20 protein-coding genes and 3 tRNA genes are annotated in these 21,750 nt (G+C 59.8%); 13 read left to right on the top strand and 10 right to left on the bottom strand.

Features of this window, described 5'->3' with window-relative positions:
- The first annotated feature begins 78 nt into the window (after positions 1-78).
- From pepA to pbpG, 6 genes are all read left to right on the top strand, one after another.
- Positions 79-1,587 carry a leucyl aminopeptidase gene (gene pepA, locus PG897_RS05130; RefSeq protein ID WP_005305141.1) on the top strand — a complete coding sequence of 503 codons (1,509 nt, stop codon included), beginning with the start codon at positions 79-81 and terminating at the stop codon, positions 1,585-1,587.
- Between the two features lie 162 nt (positions 1,588-1,749).
- Positions 1,750-2,205 (top strand): DNA polymerase III subunit chi, encoded by a 456-nt coding sequence (locus PG897_RS05125; protein WP_117405557.1) that lies wholly within the window; start codon positions 1,750-1,752, stop codon positions 2,203-2,205.
- Positions 2,206-2,270: 65 nt separating this feature from the next.
- Entirely contained in the window at positions 2,271-5,123 is a 2,853-nt protein-coding gene (locus tag PG897_RS05120; protein WP_270828774.1) for a valine--tRNA ligase, read from the top strand.
- Between the two features lie 187 nt (positions 5,124-5,310).
- Positions 5,311-6,603 carry a hemolysin family protein gene (locus PG897_RS05115; protein ID WP_201899953.1) on the top strand — a complete coding sequence of 431 codons (1,293 nt, stop codon included), beginning with the start codon at positions 5,311-5,313 and terminating at the stop codon, positions 6,601-6,603.
- An 18-nt stretch (positions 6,604-6,621) separates the two neighbouring features.
- Positions 6,622-7,287, top strand: coding sequence for a DedA family protein (locus PG897_RS05110; RefSeq protein ID WP_270828773.1), 666 nt, complete (start codon positions 6,622-6,624; stop codon positions 7,285-7,287).
- A gap of 138 nt (positions 7,288-7,425) precedes the next feature.
- A complete protein-coding gene (gene pbpG / locus PG897_RS05105; RefSeq protein ID WP_270828772.1) occupies positions 7,426-8,253 on the top strand; it encodes a D-alanyl-D-alanine endopeptidase in 828 nt (275 codons plus the stop codon).
- Positions 8,254-8,669: 416 nt separating this feature from the next.
- Here the strand turns inward: pbpG and PG897_RS05100 are convergent.
- The 9 genes from PG897_RS05100 to pncC all read right to left on the bottom strand — a co-directional run bounded on the left by PG897_RS05100 (position 8,670) and on the right by pncC (position 15,898).
- Positions 8,670-8,746 (bottom strand) — tRNA-Arg (locus PG897_RS05100).
- Positions 8,747-8,756: 10 nt separating this feature from the next.
- Positions 8,757-8,833, bottom strand: a tRNA-Arg gene (locus PG897_RS05095).
- 3 nt (positions 8,834-8,836) lie between these two features.
- Positions 8,837-8,929 (bottom strand) — tRNA-Ser (locus PG897_RS05090).
- 214 nt (positions 8,930-9,143) lie between these two features.
- Positions 9,144-9,332, bottom strand: a complete 189-nt coding sequence (gene csrA / locus PG897_RS05085) for a carbon storage regulator CsrA (RefSeq protein WP_005305164.1) — start codon at positions 9,330-9,332, stop codon at positions 9,144-9,146.
- 93 nt (positions 9,333-9,425) lie between these two features.
- Positions 9,426-10,673: an aspartate kinase gene (locus tag PG897_RS05080; RefSeq protein WP_005305167.1), complete on the bottom strand. Its 1,248-nt coding sequence runs from the start codon at positions 10,671-10,673 to the stop codon at positions 9,426-9,428.
- A gap of 16 nt (positions 10,674-10,689) precedes the next feature.
- Positions 10,690-13,314 (bottom strand): alanine--tRNA ligase, encoded by a 2,625-nt coding sequence (gene alaS, locus PG897_RS05075; RefSeq protein WP_270828771.1) that lies wholly within the window; start codon positions 13,312-13,314, stop codon positions 10,690-10,692.
- A 397-nt stretch (positions 13,315-13,711) separates the two neighbouring features.
- Positions 13,712-14,221, bottom strand: a complete 510-nt coding sequence (locus tag PG897_RS05070; protein ID WP_270828781.1) for a regulatory protein RecX — start codon at positions 14,219-14,221, stop codon at positions 13,712-13,714.
- 41 nt (positions 14,222-14,262) lie between these two features.
- A complete protein-coding gene (gene recA / locus PG897_RS05065; RefSeq protein WP_005305178.1) occupies positions 14,263-15,327 on the bottom strand; it encodes a recombinase RecA in 1,065 nt (354 codons plus the stop codon).
- Positions 15,328-15,406: 79 nt separating this feature from the next.
- Positions 15,407-15,898 (bottom strand): nicotinamide-nucleotide amidase, encoded by a 492-nt coding sequence (pncC, locus tag PG897_RS05060; RefSeq protein WP_201880051.1) that lies wholly within the window; start codon positions 15,896-15,898, stop codon positions 15,407-15,409.
- Between the two features lie 567 nt (positions 15,899-16,465).
- Between pncC and PG897_RS05055 the strand changes: the two genes are divergently transcribed.
- From PG897_RS05055 to PG897_RS05045, 3 genes are all read left to right on the top strand, one after another.
- Entirely contained in the window at positions 16,466-17,416 is a 951-nt protein-coding gene (locus PG897_RS05055) for a DUF932 domain-containing protein (protein ID WP_270828770.1), read from the top strand.
- Positions 17,417-17,510: 94 nt separating this feature from the next.
- Positions 17,511-18,500 carry a YqaJ viral recombinase family nuclease gene (locus PG897_RS05050; RefSeq protein ID WP_270828769.1) on the top strand — a complete coding sequence of 330 codons (990 nt, stop codon included), beginning with the start codon at positions 17,511-17,513 and terminating at the stop codon, positions 18,498-18,500.
- Positions 18,497-19,477 (top strand): recombination directionality factor, encoded by a 981-nt coding sequence (locus PG897_RS05045; RefSeq protein WP_270659848.1) that lies wholly within the window; start codon positions 18,497-18,499, stop codon positions 19,475-19,477. Before PG897_RS05050 ends, PG897_RS05045 begins: the two co-directional genes overlap by 4 nt.
- 11 nt (positions 19,478-19,488) lie before the next feature.
- Here PG897_RS05045 and PG897_RS05040 read toward each other — a convergent pair whose 3' ends face one another.
- Positions 19,489-19,839, bottom strand: coding sequence for a helix-turn-helix domain-containing protein (locus PG897_RS05040; RefSeq protein ID WP_270828768.1), 351 nt, complete (start codon positions 19,837-19,839; stop codon positions 19,489-19,491).
- Between the two features lie 246 nt (positions 19,840-20,085).
- Here PG897_RS05040 and PG897_RS05035 point away from each other — a divergent pair, with 246 nt between their 5' ends.
- From PG897_RS05035 to PG897_RS05020, 4 genes are all read left to right on the top strand, one after another.
- Positions 20,086-20,409: a hypothetical protein gene (locus PG897_RS05035; protein WP_024941032.1), complete on the top strand. Its 324-nt coding sequence runs from the start codon at positions 20,086-20,088 to the stop codon at positions 20,407-20,409.
- Between the two features lie 12 nt (positions 20,410-20,421).
- The gene (locus PG897_RS05030; protein WP_201880224.1) at positions 20,422-20,871 is read left to right on the top strand and encodes a hypothetical protein; all 450 of its coding nucleotides are present in this window, start codon (positions 20,422-20,424) and stop codon (positions 20,869-20,871) included.
- Between the two features lie 83 nt (positions 20,872-20,954).
- Positions 20,955-21,302: a YkvA family protein gene (locus tag PG897_RS05025; protein WP_201880219.1), complete on the top strand. Its 348-nt coding sequence runs from the start codon at positions 20,955-20,957 to the stop codon at positions 21,300-21,302.
- A 19-nt stretch (positions 21,303-21,321) separates the two neighbouring features.
- Positions 21,322-21,747 (top strand): DUF2787 domain-containing protein, encoded by a 426-nt coding sequence (locus PG897_RS05020; protein WP_270828767.1) that lies wholly within the window; start codon positions 21,322-21,324, stop codon positions 21,745-21,747.
- The last annotated feature ends 3 nt before the right edge of the window (positions 21,748-21,750 follow it).

Raw genomic sequence — 21,750 nt, 5'->3', positions numbered from 1 at the left:
GCTCCGCCTCTGATACCCCAACAAGCACCGCATTATTCAATAAAAGGTGCCTTTTGTCTTTAGGATGTAGGAGATTCCATGGAGTTCAGTGTAAAGAGTGGCAGTCCTGAGAAGCAACGCAGTGCCTGCGTCGTGGTCGGCGTATTCGAGCCGCGTCGCCTCTCTCCGGTTGCCGAACAGCTGGACAAGATCAGCGATGGCTACATCAGCTCGCTGCTGCGCCGTGGCGACCTGGAAGGGAAACCAGGCCAGATGCTGTTGCTGCATCAAGTACCGGGCGTGCTCAGCGAGCGCGTGCTGCTGGTCGGTTGCGGCAAGGAGCGGGAACTCGATGAACGCCAGTACAAGCAGATCATCAACAAGACCATCACCACCCTCAACGAAACCGGCTCCATGGAAGCGGTCTGCTTCCTGACCGAGCTGCACGTCAAGGGACGGGATACCTATTGGAAGGTGCGCCAGGCGGTAGAAACCACCAAGGCGGGCCTCTACAGTTTCGACCAGTTCAAGACCAACAAGGCCGAGCCGCGCCGTCCGCTGCGCAAGCTGGTGTTCAACGTGCCGACGCGTCGGGAACTGACCATTGGTGAAAAAGCCATCGCCCACGGCCTGGCCGTGGCGAAAGGGGTGCGCGTCTGTCGCGACGTGGCCAACATGCCGCCCAATGTCTGCAATCCGGCCTATCTCGCCTCCCAGGCCCGTCGTCTGGCCGATGCCTTCGACAACATCACCACCAAGGTGATCGGCGAGCAGGAGATGGCCGAGCTCGGCATGAACTCCTACCTGGCGGTGGCGCGCGGTTCCGACAACGAAGCCATGATGGCCATCATCGAATACAAGGGTCATCCGGATGCCAAGCCCATCGTGCTGGTCGGCAAAGGACTGACCTTCGACTCCGGCGGCATCTCCATCAAGCCGGCCGACGGCATGGACGAGATGAAGTACGACATGGGTGGCGCCGCCTCCGTGCTCGGTACCATGCATGCTCTGGCCCAGCTGCAGCTGCCCATCAACGTCATCGGCGTGCTGGCGGGCTGCGAAAACATGCCGGGTGGCAACGCCTATCGCCCGGGTGACATCCTCACCTCCATGTCCGGCCAGACCATCGAAGTGCTGAACACCGATGCGGAAGGCCGCCTGGTGCTGTGCGATGCGCTGACCTACGTGGATCGCTTTGATCCGGAAACCGTGATCGACGTGGCCACCCTGACCGGTGCCTGCATCATCGCCCTGGGTCACCACACCACGGGCCTCTTGGCCAATCACAACCCGCTGGCCCACGAACTGCTCAATGCCTCCGAGCAGGCGGGTGATCGCGCCTGGCGTCTGCCGCTGTTCGACGAGTATCAGGAACAGCTGGAGAGTCCGTTCGCCGACATGGCCAACATAGGTGGTCGTCCGGCCGGTACCATCACCGCCGCCGCCTTCCTGTCACGCTTCACCAAGAAGTACAACTGGGCCCACTTGGATATCGCCGGGACCGCCTGGAAGAGTGGCAAGGAGAAAGGCTCCACCGGGCGTCCGGTGCCCTTGCTGACCCAGTTCCTGCTGAACCGGTCAGGGGTGGACATCGAAGAGAAGGAGTAATTTCCGCACCTCGCCCGGCGATGCCATCGGGCGAGCGGAAGTTGCCCTGCACCACAAGGAAGAGGCCCGCCTCTTCCTTGTTTCATTGAGGGTTGGCAGGAATACCCCCTGCCCGTCCTTACCGGCGGTCAATTATCCGTCACCGCAAACGGGATCAACCTGATGAGCCAAGTGACCTTTTACCTGATGAGCGAACCGGATGACGCGCAGGCCTCTGCTGTCGAGCGACTCGCCTGCAGCCTTGCGGCCGAGTCATGGGGCGCGGGCCACCTCTATCTGTTCTGCGACGACGAAGCGCAGGCCCTGCGCCTCGACGAGCTGTTGTGGCAGCTGCCGCCGGAGCGCTTCGTGCCGCACCAGCTGCAGGGGGAGAGCGGTCAGGCACCGGTGGAGATCGGCCACCTGCCGCCACGGCGGCGCTACGCCCGCCTCATCAATCTGGCCAAACAGACACCTTTGTTTGCAGGACACTTCGCTCAAGTGGTAGATTTTGTCCCCACTGACGAAACGCAAAAGCAGCAAGCCCGCGAGCGCTACAAGCACTATCGCCAGGCAGGCCACACCCTCGAGATGAGGGATCAGCCCGTCCTTGCCGCACCGGATCCGGCGCAGCCCTGACTGCGCCGCCTGTGATCCACCACGAATCAACACCAGAATCCATCCATCCAGATTACGGCGAGACCATGGAAAAGACTTTTAATCACAACGCCATCGAACAGGCGCTCTACCAGCACTGGGAAGCTCAGGGCTACTTCAAGCCCCACGGCGACACCAGCAAAGACTCCTTCTGCATCATGATCCCGCCGCCGAACGTCACCGGCAGCCTGCACATGGGTCACGCCTTCCAGCAAACCCTGATGGATACCCTGATCCGCTACAACCGCATGCAGGGCAAGAACACCCTGTGGCAGGCGGGTACCGACCACGCCGGTATCGCCACCCAGATGGTGGTTGAGCGCAAGATCGCCGCAGAAGAGGGCAAGACCCGCCACGATTACGGCCGGGAAGCCTTCATCGACAAGATTTGGCAGTGGAAGGAGGAGTCCGGCGGCACCATCACCCGCCAGATGCGCCGTCTGGGTGACTCCGTGGATTGGGAGCGCGAGCGCTTCACCATGGATGAGGGGCTTTCCGCCGCCGTGCAGGAAGTGTTCGTCCGTCTCTACGAAGATGGCCTGATGTACCGCGGCAAGCGTCTGGTGAACTGGGATCCCAAGCTCAACACCGCCATCTCCGATCTGGAAGTGGAAAACCGCGAGATCAAGGGCCACATGTGGCACCTACGCTACCCGCTGGCCAACGGCGCCAAGACTGCCGAAGGTCAGGATCACCTGATCGTCGCCACCACCCGTCCGGAAACCATGCTGGGTGATACCGCCGTCGCGGTAAACCCGGAAGACCCGCGCTACAAGGCGCTGATCGGTCAGCACATTCTGCTGCCGCTGGTGAACCGTCTGATCCCCATCGTCGCCGACGAGCACGCCGACATGGAGAAGGGCACAGGCTGCGTGAAGATCACCCCGGCCCACGACTTCAACGACAACGAAGTGGGCAAGCGCCACAACCTGCCGATGATCAACATCTTCACCCTGGACGCCCACGTGCGCGCCGAGGCCGAAGTGGTTGACTCCAACGGCAACCCCAGCACCGCCTATGACGCCATCCTGCCGACCGAGTTCGCCGGGATGGAGCGCTTTGCCGCCCGCAAGGCCATCGTCGCCAAGCTGGACGAGCTGGGCCTGCTGGCCGAGATCAAGGATCATGTGCTGCAGCAGCCCTACGGCGATCGCGGCGGCGTGCCCATCGAGCCGATGCTGACCGACCAGTGGTACGTGCGCGTGGCGCCCATGGCCAAGACAGCCATCGAGGCGGTGGAAGATGGCCGCATCCAGTTCGTGCCCAAGCAGTACGAGAACATGTACTTCTCCTGGATGCGCGACATTCAGGATTGGTGCGTCTCCCGTCAACTGTGGTGGGGTCACCGCATCCCGGCCTGGTATGACGATGCCGGCAACGTCTACGTGGGTCGCAACGAGGATGAAGTGCGCGCCAAGCACAGCATCCCGTCCGTGACCGTGCTGCGTCAGGACGAAGACGTGCTCGACACCTGGTTCAGCTCCGCCCTGTGGACCTTCTCCACCCTGGGCTGGCCGAACAACACAGAGGCGCTCAAGACCTTCCACCCGACCGACGTGCTGATGAGCGGCTTCGACATCATCTTCTTCTGGATCGCCCGGATGATCATGATGACCATGCACTTCATCAAGGACGAAAACGGCCAGCCGCAAGTGCCGTTCAAGACCGTCTACATCACTGGCCTCATCCGCGACGAAGAAGGCCAGAAGATGTCCAAGTCCAAGGGCAACGTGCTGGATCCCCTCGACATGATCGACGGCATCAGCCTCGAAGACCTGCTGGAGAAGCGTACCGGCAACATGATGCAGCCGCAGATGGCCGAGAAGATCGGCAAGCGTACCGCCAAGCAGTTCCCGGAAGGGATCGAGGCCCACGGTACCGACGCCCTGCGCTTCACCCTGGCGGCGCTGGCCTCTACCGGTCGTGACATCAACTGGGACATGAAGCGCCTGGATGGTTACAACAACTTCTGCAACAAGTTGTGGAACGCCTCCCGCTACGTGCTGATGAACACCGAAGATCAGGATTGTGGCTTTGCCGGTGGAGAAATGCAGTTCAGTCTGGCGGATCGCTGGATCCAGTCCCAGCTGCAGGTGGCCATCCGTGACTTCCGTACCGCCCTCGACACCTACCGCTTCGATATCGCGGCCGGTGTGCTGTACGAATTTATCTGGAACCAGTTCTGTGACTGGTATCTGGAGCTGACCAAGCCGGTGCTGACCAAGGGTTCCGAAGCCGAGCAGCGCGCTGCCCGCCACACCCTCGTGACCGTGCTGGAAACCCTGCTGCGTCTGGCACATCCGATCATCCCGTTCATCACCGAGACCATCTGGAAATCGGTGGCCCCGCTGGCCGGCGTACACGCCGACACCATCATGATTCAGGCCTTCCCGGAGTTCGACGCCGCCAAGGTGGACGACGCCGCGATGGAGGATCAGGAGTGGGTGAAGGAGTTCATCGTCAGCATCCGCAACATCCGTGCCGAGATGAACGTAGCGCCGAGCGTCCCGCTCAACGTGCTGCTCCAGTGCGATGCCAAGGATGCCGAGCGTGCAGCCGACAACGAGGCCTTCCTCAAGTCGCTGGCCCGTCTGGAATCCATCCGCGTGCTTGGCGAAGGTGAAGCCGCGCCGCTGTCGGTGAAGAAGCTGATCGGTGCCACCGAGCTGCTGATCCCGATGGCTGGTCTCATCGACAAGGATGCCGAACTGGCCCGTCTGGCCAAAGAGGTAGCCCGTCTGGTGGGCGAGTGTGGCCGCATCGAAGGCAAGCTCGGCAACGAGGCCTTCGTCGCCAAGGCGCCGGAAGCGGTCATCGCCAAGGAGCGCGAGAAGCTGGAAGATTACCGTCTCCAACTGACCAAGCTGGAAGCCCAGCAGGCCGAGATCGCCGCGCTGTAAGCCGGCATCCGCCTCGCAAAAGCCCCCTCCTGCAGGGGGCTTTTTGTTGCCCGCCCGCCACCATTCCCCCCTCATTTCGCGCGTTGTCATGCAAAATTAGCGAGCCAAATCACCCGCTTTCACAAGCGCAGCGCCCCCAAATTCATTACACTGCCAGCGATCTTTCAACTAGGAGTGCTGCCGCAGTATGGAAATATTGATCCTGTTTGGATTGATTTTGCTCAATGGCGTTTTCGCCATGTCGGAAATCGCCATCGTCACCGCACGCAAGGCACGCCTCAGCAAGATGGCCAGCGAAGGGAGCCGCTCCGCCGCCATCGCGCTCAAGCTGAGCGAAGATCCCACCCATTTTCTCTCCGCGGTGCAGATCGGCATCACCAGTATTGGTCTGCTCAACGGTATCTACGGCGAATCCCTGCTGGCCCAGCCGCTGGCGCTCTGGCTGCAGGAGTGGGGCATGACCCCCAAGAGCAGCGGCCTCATCGCCACCGTGCTGGTCATAGTAGTGGTCACCTATCTCTCCATCGTCATCGGCGAACTGGTGCCCAAGCGGCTCGGTCAGATCAGTGCCGAGCGCATCGCCTGCCTGGTGGCCCGCCCCATGCTGTGGCTGGCCGCCCTCACCCGTCCCTTCGTCTGGCTGCTGTCGGCCTCCACCAAGGCCAGCCTGCGAGTGCTGAGAGTCAGCCAGGATAGCAGTGCCAACGTGACCCAGGAGGAGATCCACGCCATGCTGGTGGAAGGTTCGGAAGCCGGGATCATCGAGGATCATGAGCACACCATGCTGCGCAACGTGTTCCGGCTCGACGAGCGTAGCCTCTCCTCGCTGATGGTGCCACGCAGCGACATCCGCTATCTCGACCTAGCCCTGCCGCTGGAGGTCAACCTGCAGCGGCTGGTGGAGTATCGCCACAGCTTCTTCCCGGTCTGCGACGGCAACCTGTCGGAACTGGTGGGCATCATCAACGTCAGCAAGGTGCTGCATGCCTATATCAAGGGTGAGCCCATCGATCTGGCGGCATTGACCCAGGATGGCAGCCTGCTGCCTGAAACTCTCAACGGCCTCGAGCTGCTCAACCACTTCCGCACCCACTCCGAGCACATGGTGCTGGTGGTGGACGAATATGGCGAGTTGCAGGGACTGGTCACCCAGCAGGATCTGCTGGAAACCCTGGCCGGCGACTTCCAGCAGGAAGACGGCGACGACAACTGGGCTTTTCAGCGTACCGACGGCAGCTGGCTGCTCGACGGCCTCATTCCGCTGCCGGAATTGAAGGACTGCCTGGGACTGGTTCGGCTACCGGAAGAAGAAAAACATCACTATCACACCCTCGGAGGGCTTATCATGCTGCTCCTTGGTCGTGTTCCCCAGACGGGAGACCTGGTCACCCTGGAACAGTGGCAACTGGAAATCGTTGACATGGATGGTTTGCGCATCGACAAGGTGCTTGCCATGCCCTTGCTTGATCAACCCAGCTAACCTGCGGAGTTTGCAACTATGGAACAGTTTTACCAACTGGCCCACGCCTTTATGCATCAGGATCTGGTGACGCTATCCGATCCCAAGATGGCCTTCATGGTCTGCGGTGTGTTATTGACCTTTCTGGTGCTGGAGAACGGCTTCATTCCCACCGCTTTTCTGCCCGGCGACAGCCTGCTGATCCTGACCGGCGTGCTCATCTATCAGGACGTGCTCTCCCTCGGGGTGATCCCGCTGCTGATCCTGGCCACCTTCGTCGGCACCTGGCTCGGCTACATGCAGGGGCGTTTCCTGGGCCACACCCAGCTCTACCACCGGCTGCTGTCCCATGTGGAAGAGAAGCACCAGCAGAAGGTTTACTACCTGCTGGACAAATACGGCATCGTGACCCTGATCACCGCCCGCTACATCGCCTTCGTGCGCACCGCCTACCCCTATATCGTCGGTGCCACCGAACTGCCCCAGGGGCGCTTTCTCATTGTCAATCTGGTCAGCTCCATCATGTGGATCTGCCCGCTGGTGGGTTTCGGCTACTTCCTAAGTCACACCAAGCTGGCGGCCGAGTACCAGTCCCAGTTCCTCAGCATCATTCTCTGCCTGCCGATCGTGCTGCTGGTCGGCGGTTTGATTGCGCTGATCTGGCGCTGGCTGAGCAAACGCAAAACCAGTGCACCACGGGATTGAGGCAAAGAGAGAGGGTCATCGCGAGATGGCCCTTTTTTTAGCGAAATAATGGTGATTTACCCGCTGGCACTCTTGTCAAGCGAGGGTAAAAATGAGTGAATCTAGCGCCTTTTTTTCGACGTGAATGGAGTCGGTAGTATGCGGTGTCGGGTTAGCGCTATGGCGCTGGTTTATGCATTGGTTGGACTGCTGGGACTGCCAGCAGCATTGGCTGCCCCCAACCCGGCCAAACTGCAGCTGCAATCGAGCAGCGCACTGGTGATGGATGTCAGAACGGGCAAGACCCTCTACCAGAAGAATCCCACCCAGGTGCGCCCCATCGCCTCCCTCACCAAGCTGATGACGGCGCTGGTGGTACTGGATGCCCGCCAGGATCTCGGCCAGACCCTGACCATAGACCAGAACGACAGAGACGCCATCAAGCACACCTATTCGCGGGTGCGCATGGGCACCCAGGTGACCCGCCGCGATGCCCTGCATCTGGCGTTGATGTCCTCTGAAAATCGCATGGCCTCGGCGCTTGCCCGCCACTACCCGGGGGGCCGTCCCGCCTTCATCCGAGCCATGAACAACAAGGCCAAACAGCTGAGCATGCGCAACAGCCGCTTCTACGACTCCACCGGCCTGTCGACCCGCAACGTCTCCACCGCCCAGGATCTGGCCAAGCTCATCGCGGCGGCCTACCGCCAGCCGCTGATCCGCGAATTCACCCAGGACACCAGCAAGGACATGCGCTTTCGCACGCCGGCCTACAGCCTGATGTTCAACAACACCAACCCGCTGGTGAAGAACCCGGACTGGGACGTACGCCTCTCCAAGACCGGCTATACCGACGAAGCGGGCCGCTGCCTGCTGATGCGGGCCAAGCCGGACAATCAGGAGCTGGCCATCGTGCTGCTCAACTCGGTGGGCAAACGCACCCCCATCGGCGATGCCAACCGCATTCGCAAATGGCTGAAAAGCTGACACCCGGACTGCAGGGATGAAAAAGGATGCCGCGGCATCCTTTTTTATTGCCTGCAAACCGCCTCTACCCGCCTCTGAGCGGGTTTATCAGCGGAAAGGGGCGTGGATTGACCGAGAACCAAGGGATGCACACAGGGCGCGATAACGCGAAAGTCGGCGCAGTGGGCCGCAGGAGGCAGGGAGAGGCGCCAAGCGCCCGTCATGCAGGGGTGGAAGCCCTTGTCACGGGGCTGCGGATTGCCACCAGAATGGGTGAAGCGCGATCTCAGCAGCGAAACCACAAAGTTGAAGCAAAGAGGTGAAGAGGTGAAGAGGTGAAGAGGTGAAGAGACGAGTATCAAGCCACCCGGGTCGTATCCCATACCCGGAGCGGCCATCTAAAAAAACAGCCCCGACCGAAGTCGGGGCTGTCTGTATGGTGCGCCCGAGAGGATTCGAACCTCTGACCACCTGGTTCGTAGCCAGGTACTCTATCCAGCTGAGCTACGGGCGCTCATCNNNAATGGTGCGCCCGAGAGGATTCGAACCTCTGACCACCTGGTTCGTAGCCAGGTACTCTATCCAGCTGAGCTACGGGCGCAAATGGCGGAGAAGGGGGGATTCGAACCCCCGATGCGGGTATAAGCCGCATACTCCCTTAGCAGGGGAGCGCCTTCAGCCTCTCGGCCACCTCTCCGTTTGCGGGGCTGATAATACTTCACAGGGATTTTTAGTCAAACACTTTTTTGGAGAAAAAAGTGCGTTCGCTCGGTATTTGGCCAAAGCGTGGAATATTCAAGCAATATCGACACTTATCCCGCTCTTTCGCCCCCTGCGACACCATTTTCGGCGCTCCGAAAAAACAAAAGGCGACACATGAGGTGTCGCCTTGTCACAGCCATTGATGCCGCTTAGAAGCCGGATTGACCCGGTACTTTCTCGGCCTGGATGCGCTGATAGATCTCTTCGCGGTGCACGGAAACTTCTTTCGGTGCGTTCACGCCGATACGAACCTGGTTGCCTTTCACGCCCAGCACGGTGACAGTCACTTCGTCACCAATCATCAGGGTTTCCCCTACACGACGAGTCAAAATAAGCATTCGCTTGCTCCTGTATCCTGTTTTGTATTTATATCGATATGCGACATTATCTTACAAAGATACCGATATGGTAAATGGTTGAAACTAAATCAATCAGGGATTGTTTCCCAAGGGCTGCTCATGAGGCTCCTGATCCAGCCCAAAAGCGGAGTGCAAGGCACGCACTGCCAGCTCCAGGTACTTCTCGTCAATCACCACGGATATCTTGATTTCAGAGGTGGAAATCAACTGCATGTTGATCCCCTCCTCGCCCAATACCTTGAACATGGTGCGGGCGACGCCAGGATGGTTCCACATCCCGACTCCGACGATGGAAACCTTGGCGATCTCACCGTTGCCCTGCACGCAGGCGGCCCCCAGCTCGCTGGCGGTCTCCTCCAGCAGGGCGCGCGCCCGGCGATAGTCATCGCGATTCACCGTGAAGGTGAAATCAGCGGTGCCATCGCCCAGCGTGTTCTGCACTATCATGTCGACATCAATGTTGGCGTCGCTGATCGGATTCAGGATCTGCGCTGCCACGGTGGGCCGGTCCGGCACACCCAGAATGGTCAGGCTGGCTTCGTTGCGATTGAACGCTATCCCGGATACCAGGGGAGCTTCCATCCTCTCACCTCCATATGTGATTAACGTTCCCTCTCCCTCGACAAAGCTCGACAGCACCCGCAGCGGCACGCGGTACTTGCCCGCGAACTCCACCGAACGGATCTGCAGCACCTTGGCGCCCAGGCTGGCCATCTCCAGCATCTCCTCGAAGGTGATGGTGTCGAGACGACGCGCCTTGGGCTCGATGCGCGGATCCGTGGTATAGACCCCATCCACGTCGGTAAAGATCTGGCACTCATCGGCCTTGATGGCCGCCGCCACGGCGACCGCCGTGGTGTCGGAGCCACCGCGCCCCAGGGTGGTGATGGCATTGTGCTCGTCACGACCCTGGAAGCCCGCGATCACCACCACCTTGCCCGCGCCCAGTTCAGCCTGAACCCGGTCGGTGTCGATGTGGGTGATGCGCGCCTTGCCATAGGCGGAATCGGTGTGAATGCGAACCTGATCACCGGTCATCGAGACCGCGGGGCAACCGCGTTTGTTCAACGCGATGGCCAGCAGCGCTATGGTGACCTGTTCACCGGTGGAGACCAGTACATCCATCTCGCGCCGGTTGGCATCAGGATCCAGCTGCTGGGCCATGCCCAGCAACCGGTTGGTTTCGCCCGACATGGCGGAAACAACCACCACCACGTCATGTCCCTGGGCGCGGGTCTGTTCGACCCGCTCAGCTACCGCCTCGATCCGCTCCAGCGTGCCGACCGAGGTGCCGCCGTACTTCTGTACATAGAGTGCCACAGATCACCTCGCCCGATTACAGGCGCTCTTCCAGCCAGGAGTGTACGGATTGCAGGGCCGCCGGCACTGCCTCAGGCTGGGTACCACCCGCCTGGGCCATGTCGGGACGACCACCGCCCTTGCCACCCACCTGCTGGGCCACCAGATTGACCAGCTCACCGGCCTTGACCTTGCCGGTCAGGTCGTTGGTGACACCCGCGATCAGGTTGACCTTGCCCTCGCCGCTGGTGGCCAGCAGCACCACACCGGACTTCATCTGGCTCTTCAGTTCGTCCAGCATGCCGCGCAGGGACTTGGGATCGGCTCCTTCCAGCGCTGCAACCAGCACCTTCTGCCCCTTGATCTCGATGACCTGACCCAGCAGGTCGTTACCGGCCTGGGCGGCCAGCTTGGCCTTGAGCTGCTCCAGCTCGCGTTCCATCATCTTGGCCTTGTCCAGCACCTGGCGAACCTTGTCAGCGATGCTGAACTGATCGCCCTTCACCAGCGCGGCAGCCTCTTCGATCTGCTCGCCGACCTGATGCATGAAGTCGATGGCGGCCTTGCCGGTCACCGCTTCGATACGACGCACGCCGGCGGCGATGCCGCTCTCGGCGATGATCTTGAAGAAGCCGATGTCACCGGTGCGCTTGGCGTGGGTACCGCCGCACAGCTCGGTGGAGTAGTCACCCATGCGCACCACGCGCACGTCGTCTTCGTATTTTTCACCGAACAGCGCCATGGCGCCGGCCGACTTGGCCTCTTCCAGGCCCATCAGCTGGGTGATGATTTCGTGGTTGGCGCGGATCTGGTTGTTGACCAGCTCCTCGACCCGGCGAATGGTCGCCATGGTCATCCCCTCGAAGTGGGAGAAGTCAAAGCGCATGCGCTCGGCCCCCACCAGAGAGCCTTTCTGGGTCACGTGCTCGCCCAGTGCCTGACGCAGGGCCGCGTGCAGCAGGTGAGTCACCGAGTGGTTCAGGGCGATGGCCTGACGACGGTCGCCATCGACCACGGCCTCGACCTCGGCCCCTTTCTCCAGGGTGCCCAGCTCCATGTAGCCCTTGTGGATGATCGCCTTGCCCGCTTTGACGGTATCGGTCACGGCAAAGATGCCGTCGTCCACTTTCAGGGTGCCGCTGTCGCCGATCTGGCCGCCGGACTCGGCGTAGAAGGGGGTCTGCTCCAGCACGATGACAGCTTCGTCACCGGCGATGAGACCGCTCACCTCGTCCACGCCCTTGTAGATGCCGACCACACGGGTGCGCTCGGTCAGGGTCTTGTAACCGGTGAAGGGGGTCTCGAAGTCGAGCTTGAGCATCTCGTTGTAGTTCACGCCGAAGCTGGATGCTTCCTTGGCACGAGCACGCTGCTTCTCCATCTCGGCCTTGAAGCCCTCTTCGTCGATTCCGATCTCGCGCTCGCGCACCACGTCGGCAGTCAGGTCGGCCGGGAAGCCATAGGTGTCATACAGCTTGAACACCACTTCGCCCGGAATGACCTTGGCATCGCCGAGATTGGCCAGAGCGTCTTCCAGCAGCAGCAGACCGCGGTCCAGGGTGCGGACGAACTGCTCCTCTTCGATGCGCAGCACGCGCTCCACCAGCGGCAGTTGGGCGATCAGCTCGGCAGCGACATCCTTCATCTGCACCGCCAGCTCGGCGGCCAGCTTGTAGAAGAAGACATCGGTGGCGCCCAGCTTGCGACCGTGACGCACGGCGCGGCGGATGATGCGGCGCAGCACATAGCCGCGACCTTCATTGGACGGCATCACTCCGTCAGCCACCAAGAAGGCACAGGAGCGGATGTGGTCCGCGATGACGCGCAGGGACTGGTTGCTCAGATCGGTGGTGCCGACGATCTCGGCCGCTTTCTTGATCAGCGCCTGGAAGATGTCGATCTCGTAGTTGGAGTGAACCCCCTGCATGATGGCGGAGATACGCTCCAGACCCATGCCGGTATCCACGGACGGACGCGGCAGCGGCTCCATGGTGCCATCAGCCTGACGGTTGAACTGCATGAACACCACGTTCCAGATCTCGATGAAACGGTCGCCATCCTCTTCCGGTGAGCCGGGACGGCCACCCCAGATGTGATCGCCGTGATCGTAGAAGATCTCGGTGCAGGGACCGCACGGGCCGGTATCGCCCATGGCCCAGAAGTTGTCGGAAGCGTACGGGGCGCCCTTGTTGTCACCGATGCGCACGATGCGATCGGCCGGTACACCGACCTCTTTTTCCCAGATGTCGAAGGCTTCATCGTCAGTCGCGTAGACGGTCACCAGCAGGCGCTCTTTCGGCAGTTGCAGCACCTCGGTCAGGAAGCCCCATGCAAACTTGATGGCATCCTGCTTGAAGTAGTCGCCGAAGCTGAAGTTGCCCAGCATCTCGAAGAAGGTGTGGTGACGAGCGGTATAGCCGACGTTTTCCAGATCGTTGTGCTTACCACCGGCACGCACGCAACGCTGGGAGGTCGTCGCGCGGTTGTAGGCACGCTTGTCTGCGCCAAGGAACACGTCCTTGAACTGGTTCATACCCGCGTTGGTAAACAACAGGGTCGGGTCGTTATGCGGTACCAGCGAGCTGGAGGAGACAACCTGGTGCCCCTGGGAACGGAAATACTCGAGAAACGCAGCGCGTATCTCAGACGTGGACATATACATGGAAAATCCTGCTTGATTCGAATACGGACTTTTAACCGCATTAATGTAAGTTTTCTGCGGGGTAAAGTAAAACGGACAGGGCCGCCACGGGCGAAAAAGCGCACATAAACGGGCCGGAAAAGCGCCCCGCTGCCAACCGCGGCTTTTTTCACCATCAACAGGAGAAAAAGCGGCATGAAAAGAGGGTCAAGACGGGGAGAACCCGGCTTTCGTCAATCTGAGCTGACAAGCCTATGAACAGGCAGGGAAAATCTTGCACAGGCGTCATAATGGCCTGGTCGGCAGATGGAAACCGGCGACCAGGCGCCGGCAAAGCGGAAATGAAGAGAGCGGGTGTACGGCGATGGGGCTCTCGTCTCTCGAGTCATCTCAAGATCCCAGCACAAACATCGCCGTTCTACTCCTCCCGCTCCTGCAGGGCAGAGATGGCGTAACGGGCCTGATCCTGGCTAAAGCCGCGCCCCAGCAAATACTTGAGCCACTTCATCCGCAGCTTGAAGTCGGCCAGGTCGGCTAGGTTGGCCCGTCGTTCCAGCAGCTCGAGGGCGAGTTCGAACCAGTCCAGCTCGGGTTGCTCGAAGGCGGCATCGATCTGGCCATCGTCCAACCCCTTGCGGCGCAGGTCGAAACGGATCTTGAGCGGGCCATGCCCCTTGGCGGCACCCGCCCGTACCGCCATGGCACCATAGCGCTCGTCATTGACCCAGTTGTAACCGCGGCAATAGTCGACTACCGCCTCGATCACCTCTTCCTGATAGCCCTGCTGGCGCAGGCGTCTGGCCAGCTCCGACTCGGCACTCTCGCGACGGGCCAGGCTGCACATGGCGTAGGCACGGGCGGCCGCCAGCTGCTCTGCAAAGGTCGGTTCGGCGGGCTCGACCGGTTCGGTAACGGATTCATCGACCATAAATGACAAGGCCGGGTATCAACCCGGCCTTCCTTTTGCTCTTATTCGAACTCTTGTTCGTTTTCGGCTTCAAACTCGTCGTACTCGGCAGCGGAGGGTTTCTCCTCCACCGGCGCGGCGCCGGAGAGCAGCAGCTCGCGCAGTTTGGCTTCCACTTCGCCAGCCAGCGCCTTGTTCTCGGCGAACAGCTTCATGACGTTGGCCTTGCCCTGACCGATCTTCTCGCCGTTGTAGCTGTACCAGGCACCGGCCTTGTCGATCAGCTTGTGCTTGACGCCCAGATCCACCAGCTCGCCCTCTTTGGAGATGCCGGCACCGTAGAAGATCTGGAATTCGGCCTGCTTGAAGGGAGGGGCCACCTTGTTCTTCACTACCTTGACGCGGGTCTCGTTACCAACCACTTCGTCACCTTCCTTGATGGCGCCGGTACGACGGATATCCAGACGCACGGAGGCGTAGAACTTGAGCGCGTTACCACCGGTAGTGGTCTCCGGGCTGCCGAACATGACGCCAATCTTCATCCGGATCTGGTTGATGAAGATGCACAGGCAGTTGGCGTTCTTGATGTTGGCGGTCAGCTTGCGCAGCGCCTGGGACATCAGACGAGCCTGCAGGCCGACGTGGGAGTCACCCATCTCGCCTTCGATTTCCGCTTTCGGGGTCAGGGCCGCCACGGAGTCGACGATGATGACGTCAACGGCGTTGGAGCGTACCAGCATGTCGCAGATCTCCAGCGCCTGTTCACCGGTATCCGGCTGAGAGATGAGCAAGTCGTCGACGTTAACGCCCAGCTTGGCAGCATAGATGGGGTCGAGTGCGTGCTCCGCATCGACGAAGGCACAGGTCTTGCCCTTCTTCTGGGCTTCGGCAATCACCTGCAGGGTCAGCGTGGTTTTACCGGAAGATTCCGGGCCGTAGATCTCGACGATACGACCGCACGGCAGACCACCGATCCCCAGCGCAACGTCCAGAGAGAGGGAGCCGGTGGAGATGGCTTCGATATCCATGGTCTTGCTGTCGCCCAGACGCATGATGGAACCTTTGCCGAACTGCTTTTCAATCTGACCCAGCGCAGCCGCCAGTGCCTTCTGTTTGTTCTGATCCATGCCAATCTCCGCTGGAAATCGTGAGTAAAAATGAAGTTGGGCTAAGTATACTGTCTATTCATACAGTATCAAGCCCAATTTATCTGAGCAGGGCCAACAGACCCGACAAGGCCTGTCTCACCGCTTGCTGACGCACCTGCCGGCGATCCCCGTCGAAATGGGCCAGCAGGGAGTGGTGGCGGCCGTTGCAGTCGGCCCAGGCAAACCAGACGGTGCCGACCGGTTTGCCCTCGGTGGCGCCGCCGGGGCCGGCGATGCCACTGATGGCGACACTGATGGAGGCCGACGAGTGGGCCAGCGCGCCGCGGGCCATCTCCAGCACCACCGCCTCGCTCACCGCGCCGTGCTGCTCCAGGCTTTCGTCGCTCACCCCCAGCATCTGCTGCTTGGCCTCGTTGGTGTAGGTGACAAAGCCACGATCGAACCAGCTTGAGCTGCCCGCAATGTCGGTGATGGCCGTGGCCACCCCGCCGCCGGTACAGGATTCGGCGGTGGCCGCCAGCCAGCCTCGCTGGCCAAGGGCCCGCCCCAGCTCGATGGCGAGGCGCTCTATCTCTGCGTCCAGTTTCATCGTGACTCCCTCTGATGCGTGCAAGAGGCACATTATGCGATCCCGCCACAGCCTGCCGCAACTGAACGCCGCTCACCAGGCTGATGCCTCTGCCTACACGGAGGGTCGTGATCCCCGACCTCCCCCACCACGCCGCTTATGTGTAGAATGGCGCCATCAAGCTCAAGGCTCATCACCGCAGACACAGGCCCGCAGAGGCCCCTTCTGGAATAGCACATGACCGCACAACACCAAGCCACCGGCGCCACGCCAGGCGCCAACCTCAGCGCCCACACGCCCATGATGCAAGGGTGTTTACATGTTGATTTTAATGCGTTTTTTTGAAATTCATTTACCTACCTACGCTTTAGCCTACGCTATAAACACCCTTCATGATTGAGCCTCTTTTACCAATCCTGCCCCCACATCTCCAATGAAGGGCATTGTCCAAACATAACAACCTGTATGCTGCTTAACAGCACACACAAATAAAAACACGACTACATCCTATTCAATAAACTTTCAAACCTACATCACCTCCATGAGTTAGCAGGCTGATGTCTGCATTTCACAATTCCTGGAGGAGATATGGCTCACCTGATTGACACCATGGCCTACACGGGCCAAGCCCCTTGGCATGGCCTTGGCAATATTTTGCCCCCGCAACAATCTCTCGATATCTGGCTACAGGCAGCCGGGATGGATTGGACCATCGAGCAGAGCGACGTGATGTTTAACGTCGCCTCTGATGCACTGCATATCCGCCCCTACAGCGACAGCAAGGTGCTGTATCGCTCCGATACCCTCACCCCTCTGTCGGTGGTCTCAAGCCGCTACAACGTGGTACAGCCTCACGAGGTGCTGCACTTCTATCAAGACTTGGTGCAAGCTGGTGGCTTTGAGCTGGAGACTGCAGGCTCGCTTAAAGGCGGCCGCAAGCTGTGGGCACTGGCCAAAACCGGTCAGGATCTAAAACTCAAGGGCAATGACTTGGTAAAATCCTATCTGCTGCTGGCGACTAGCTGCGACGGCACGCTCTGCACCACGGCGCAGTTCACCTCGCTGCGGGTGGTATGCAACAACACCCTGCAGATGGCACTGCGCGGCGCTACCGGCGCCATCAAGGTGCCCCACTCTACTCAGTTCGATGCAGCTGCCGTCAAAGAGTCGCTTGGGCTCGGGCTCTCTCATTGGGATGAATTCAAGACACAGACCAAGGCGCTGGCACAGCGGCCAGTCACCCCCGAAGAGGCACTGCGCTTTTTCAGCGACCTGTTGGCGCAACCGCTGGATGAGGAGAACATCATCCTCACCAAGCCGGTACAACGGCTGCATGAGCTCTATCAGGGCGCAGGCATGGGCTCAGAACTTGCCAGTTCCCGCAATACCGCCTGGGGGCTGGTCAATGCGGTCACCGAATACGTGGATCACCACCGCCGTGCTCGCAGCCAGGATCACCGGCTCGATTCCGCCTGGTTCGGTCAGGGCGCCCAACTCAAATCCCAAGCCTTGAATCAAGCTCTCACCCTGCTGCAGTAATTCCGTTTCCCCATTCAAACCGCATAACGACCTCACCCGGACTGGTGCAAGCCAATCCGGGCGTAGCCATTTATGCCGTCAACAAGGAGTCGTCATGAAAGCAAAAGCCAAATATGGCCAAGCCCTGCGGCTGGCCTCCACTACCCAATTAACCCGCGAGCAGTGGCTTGCTATCCGCAAACTCGGCATTGGCTCCTCCGATGCTGCCGTGGCTGTGGGGCTATCTCCCTACAAATGCCCGCTCAGCCTGTGGCTGGAAAAAACCGGTCGCAAGGAGTCGGAAGATATCTCCCACAAGGAAGCGGTGTTGTGGGGCATTGAGCTGGAGCCGGTGTTGGCGCAGGTCTATGCCAAACGCACTGGCTACAAGGTGCGACGGGTCAATGCGGTACTGCAACACCCCGAGCATCCTTTCATGCTCGCCAACCTCGACCGGGAGGTGGTCGGCCATCCCGATGGGCCGGGCATTCTGGAGATCAAGACCGCCAGCTATCACAGCGCCCCCCAGTGGGAGGAAGGGGTGCCGGTGGCTTACCAGTGTCAGGTACTCCATCAACTGGCCGTCACCGGCCATGCCTGGGCCGAAGTGGCAGTGCTGATCGGCGGCCAGGATTTTCGGATTTATCGCATCGAGCGCGATGAGGAGAAGATCCAGGATCTCACCGAGCGGGAAGCGCAGTTCTGGCAGATGGTACAACAAGACCAGCAGCCCGAGCCTGATGGCTCCCGCGATGCCGCCAATGCCCTGAGTTGGCTCTTTCCCCGCGATGATGGTCAGACGCTGGATCTCTCGGATTCTCCCGAGTTCAACCAGCTGTTTGGGGAGCTACTGCGCTTACGTCAGCAAAAGGAAGCTGTCGAGCAACAAGAGTCACAACTCAAGCAGCGGCTGCAAGCCACTTTGGGTGAAGCGACAGCCGGGTTGTTTGCCGACGGCAAGATCACCTGGAAGCGCAGTAAAGACCGGCTAGCACCGGATCTGGATAAGCTCGGTCAGGATCATCCCGACCTGCTCACCCGTTACGTCAAACCGGTGCCCGGCGTGCGCCGTTTCACCATTCAACCCTTGAGGCAAACACCATGATCAAAGGACTGGCGATCACCCCGCCCGTGATCGGGCGGATCTGCATCGGCAAGCTGGTGCAAAAACAGGATAAATGGGTACCGGAGAAGGACGACAGCTTCACCCTCACCACCCAGGTACAACAAAAAGGGGGATGGTTACTCCATCCCCTGCATCAACACTACTCATCGCAAAAGAGTGGCCAAGGGCAGGAACAAACCAAGATCCGCGCCATTCCGGTGCGGGTGCTGTTCAACGATAGCGACTTGAATCTACGGGCGGAATACAGCGCGTTTGACCGGCAAACCGGCAGGCCGCTCTGTGTCGGGAATGGGGAGGTGGCAAGACGTGTGGGGGCACAAGGCATGGAGGAGGTCAGCTGCCCTGGACCTGAGCGCTGCGCCTTTGCAGGCCAACAGGGTTGCAAGCTGTACGGACGACTGAACCTGTTTGTGGAGGGGCAAGGGGATGAGTTGGGTAGCTTTATCTTCCGCACCACCGGCTACAACTCGGTGCGCACTCTGGCTGCTCGGCTGAAGTACCTGGAGGCTTTGAGCGGGGGCCATACCCGCTATCTGCCGCTCACCCTACGGTTGCGGGCCAAGAGCACGGCGCAATCCTACCGCACACCGGTCTACTACGTGGATTTGACCTTGCGGGAAGAGACCAACCTGACCGAGGCAGTCAGACAGGCACAGGAGGCCGCCCAGCGTGACCAAGAGGCTGGCCTTGCCATCGACCAGATGGAGCAGGCTGCTCGTGATTTGCTGCGTAACGGCCAGTTTGAGGATATCGATGAAGAGGTGCCGATGCTGCTGGAGGAGTTCTATCCCGAAGCCTGCAGCGACGAGACGGCGAATAGTCACGCTGGTACGGAGGCGACTACCTCCCTTAACGCCCCTCAAAGCCAAGCAACCAGAACGCCACCGAAGCCGCAACCAAGAAGGAGCCCGCTCACCAATAAATTGGGGAAAGGGAACCCGCTCCCTCCCCAGTGAATGGTGGATGCTCAGCGGGGACGCGCCAACCGCTCCACCAACCGTTCTACCGTTTCCAGCAACAGGGTCCGGTCAGCAGCATCAAGCCGGGCCAGTTGCTGGCTCAGCACAATGCCCTGCTCGGTGGGCCGGTTACTGGTCTCACGCAGAAAATCCGCCAGCTCACAACCAAACAGTTGAGCGAGCTCCGCCAGCCGCACCACGGTTGGCACCACGATCCCCCGCTCCATTCGTGAGACGGCTTCCATCCCGATACTGAGGTGTTCCGCCACCCGCTCTTGCGTGAATCCGGCTTGGGTGCGCTTGTGGCTAATCGCCTTGCCGACTCTCTTGGCTAACAGCTCAAGGTTGATATCTGTCATGGTTCCTCCAGTCAACCCGTATGGTTGACCATGGACTCATTGACGATAAGGACTCAAAAAGGCGAGTATCAACTAAGTTGGTTGCAATTGGCCGTAAATCGATGATCGCTACGCTGACCGCCTCACCGACAACAAACATCAATCCTCGTTTGTGGCATCCCCTCCCATCTCGGGTAAAGCGCTTTTACGCGAGCGGTTAGGGCGACTGCCATTGTTACTATTACTCTGTTACATAAGGAAAAGTACATGGCTCGTTATCCCGTTATTGCCACCCTGTTTTTTCTCGTCGTCACCATTTATTCACTCTGGACCGGTAGCTCTCCGCAGCTCGGGTTCTGGGGCCATATCTGGCACTTTGTCTTTGGTTCTCTGTTTACCTCACTTGGCCTGATGGGCGGGGAATTGTTCCGCCGCTTTACCCAACCAGACATGCTGTTTGCTGACGGCGCACAGGAGATGTTCAAGAAAAAGTTGTTTTGGAAAGTTGGTCCCCAGCTCATCGGGGGCGTGGTGGGCTACATCGCGGCAGGTGGCTTTTTACAAAATGTGTTGGGTTACTACGTTGGATAAGGAGAGTTAACCATGAACAAATGTTGGATCACGTTGACGGCCATCCTGCTATGCAACAACGCCCTGGCCTATGGCGAGGCCGGACGCTGGAGCAGTGGCTGGGGACAGGGGACCAGCGAATACACGGCGGTGGTCAACGAGCAAAACAACCTCTATATCGCCTGTAATGACACCCGCAAGGTCAGCATGACGGCTACCGTGCAGGGCAAGGAGTACGGCTCTTATGCTGGGCAAGCTTTCACCATCATCATCGATGGCAGCCAATACGATGCGCCCTATGAGACCGAGTCCCGTGTCGGTGAGAACAATTTCTTCGACATGTGGGACAAGCTACGCAAGGCCAAGTCGATCCGCATTTTGACGGCTGACGGCAAGCAACTCGCACTGCCAACCAAAGAGGTCGCCGCTGTACTGCCCGCCACCAATACCCCCGAGTTTGACTGCTTGATGTGGGACCAATAGTTCACACCCATTCCCATCCAAGAGGAGGCATTTGCCTCCTCTTTTCATTTCTGCCATTCACCCACCTGTGAAGGAGACACACTATGCCCCCCTGTATTCCTCCCGAATGCGAGCCGTTCGACCAGCAAGGCTTTTGGCGCAAGCTCTGCGCCTTTGCCAAGCGTGCCGGTCGGCCCTTTATTGAAACCTGCCTGTTGCTCTACTACACCAGCCAGAAGGATGACCTGCCGCTCTGGGCCAAGCTGCTGATCTACAGCGCGTTGGCCTACTTTATCTCGCCCATCGATGCGATCCCGGATGTGCTGCCTATGGGGCTCACCGATGACATCGCGGTGCTAAGTGCGGCACTCGCCAGTATTACCGCCTTTATTGACACCCAGATCCGTGCCCGTGTGGCCAGAAAAATGCGCGAGCTGTTCGGCCAAGATTAAACCCCACAAGGAGTACACCATGACTATTCCCTTTTTCCGGGACGGCTTTACCCTGCCCGTTGACCAAGCATTGCTGGTTCTCCTCGACCAAGAAATAGCTAAAACCGAGCTCAATATTGAGCGCTTAACCCAACTGACCTTCAACTTTCGCAATCCCGGCTACAGCGCCGAGCAAGGCGGCGTGCACCCGGTCGAGATCCGCTTGATCCGTGGGCTCGATGGCTGGCTGTTCGATTACGTCACCGACTTCAGCTACCAGGGGCAGGGCCAAGATGCTGAGCTCTGCAAGGAGCTCGATTTCAACTTCCTCGATGGGGAACACATCATGTTGGGCTGGGGGCCACTGCGACTGGCCGAAGCGCGGGAGTTGTTCGATATCTGGCAAAGCAACTTCATAGCCTACTGCCGGTTGGAATGCTTCAGCGTCACGGTCGCAGGAGATTAGGAG

Origin of the sequence: Aeromonas sp. QDB20 (assembly GCF_027707805.1) — a bacterium.
Lineage (GTDB): Bacteria > Pseudomonadota > Gammaproteobacteria > Enterobacterales > Aeromonadaceae > Aeromonas > Aeromonas dhakensis.
The sequence above is the reverse complement of the archived record's forward strand: the minus strand, read 5'-3'. Positions and strand labels throughout refer to the sequence as shown.

Excerpts from the sequence above, each read along its gene's own strand:
- pepA (WP_005305141.1), top strand. The coding sequence starts at position 79 with ATGGAGTTCAGTGTAAAGAGTGGCAGTCCTGAGAAGCAACGCAGTGCC.
- PG897_RS05125 (WP_117405557.1), top strand. The coding sequence starts at position 1,750 with ATGAGCCAAGTGACCTTTTACCTGATGAGCGAACCGGATGACGCGCAG.
- PG897_RS05120 (WP_270828774.1), top strand. The coding sequence starts at position 2,271 with ATGGAAAAGACTTTTAATCACAACGCCATCGAACAGGCGCTCTACCAG.
- PG897_RS05115 (WP_201899953.1), top strand. The coding sequence starts at position 5,311 with ATGGAAATATTGATCCTGTTTGGATTGATTTTGCTCAATGGCGTTTTC.
- PG897_RS05110 (WP_270828773.1), top strand. The coding sequence starts at position 6,622 with ATGGAACAGTTTTACCAACTGGCCCACGCCTTTATGCATCAGGATCTG.
- pbpG (WP_270828772.1), top strand. The coding sequence starts at position 7,426 with ATGCGGTGTCGGGTTAGCGCTATGGCGCTGGTTTATGCATTGGTTGGA.
- csrA (WP_005305164.1), bottom strand. The coding sequence starts at position 9,332 with ATGCTTATTTTGACTCGTCGTGTAGGGGAAACCCTGATGATTGGTGAC.
- alaS (WP_270828771.1), bottom strand. The coding sequence starts at position 13,314 with ATGTATATGTCCACGTCTGAGATACGCGCTGCGTTTCTCGAGTATTTC.
- PG897_RS05070 (WP_270828781.1), bottom strand. The coding sequence starts at position 14,221 with ATGGTCGATGAATCCGTTACCGAACCGGTCGAGCCCGCCGAACCGACC.
- recA (WP_005305178.1), bottom strand. The coding sequence starts at position 15,327 with ATGGATCAGAACAAACAGAAGGCACTGGCGGCTGCGCTGGGTCAGATT.
- pncC (WP_201880051.1), bottom strand. The coding sequence starts at position 15,898 with ATGAAACTGGACGCAGAGATAGAGCGCCTCGCCATCGAGCTGGGGCGG.
- PG897_RS05055 (WP_270828770.1), top strand. The coding sequence starts at position 16,466 with ATGGCTCACCTGATTGACACCATGGCCTACACGGGCCAAGCCCCTTGG.
- PG897_RS05050 (WP_270828769.1), top strand. The coding sequence starts at position 17,511 with ATGAAAGCAAAAGCCAAATATGGCCAAGCCCTGCGGCTGGCCTCCACT.
- PG897_RS05045 (WP_270659848.1), top strand. The coding sequence starts at position 18,497 with ATGATCAAAGGACTGGCGATCACCCCGCCCGTGATCGGGCGGATCTGC.
- PG897_RS05040 (WP_270828768.1), bottom strand. The coding sequence starts at position 19,839 with ATGACAGATATCAACCTTGAGCTGTTAGCCAAGAGAGTCGGCAAGGCG.
- PG897_RS05035 (WP_024941032.1), top strand. The coding sequence starts at position 20,086 with ATGGCTCGTTATCCCGTTATTGCCACCCTGTTTTTTCTCGTCGTCACC.
- PG897_RS05030 (WP_201880224.1), top strand. The coding sequence starts at position 20,422 with ATGAACAAATGTTGGATCACGTTGACGGCCATCCTGCTATGCAACAAC.
- PG897_RS05025 (WP_201880219.1), top strand. The coding sequence starts at position 20,955 with ATGCCCCCCTGTATTCCTCCCGAATGCGAGCCGTTCGACCAGCAAGGC.
- PG897_RS05020 (WP_270828767.1), top strand. The coding sequence starts at position 21,322 with ATGACTATTCCCTTTTTCCGGGACGGCTTTACCCTGCCCGTTGACCAA.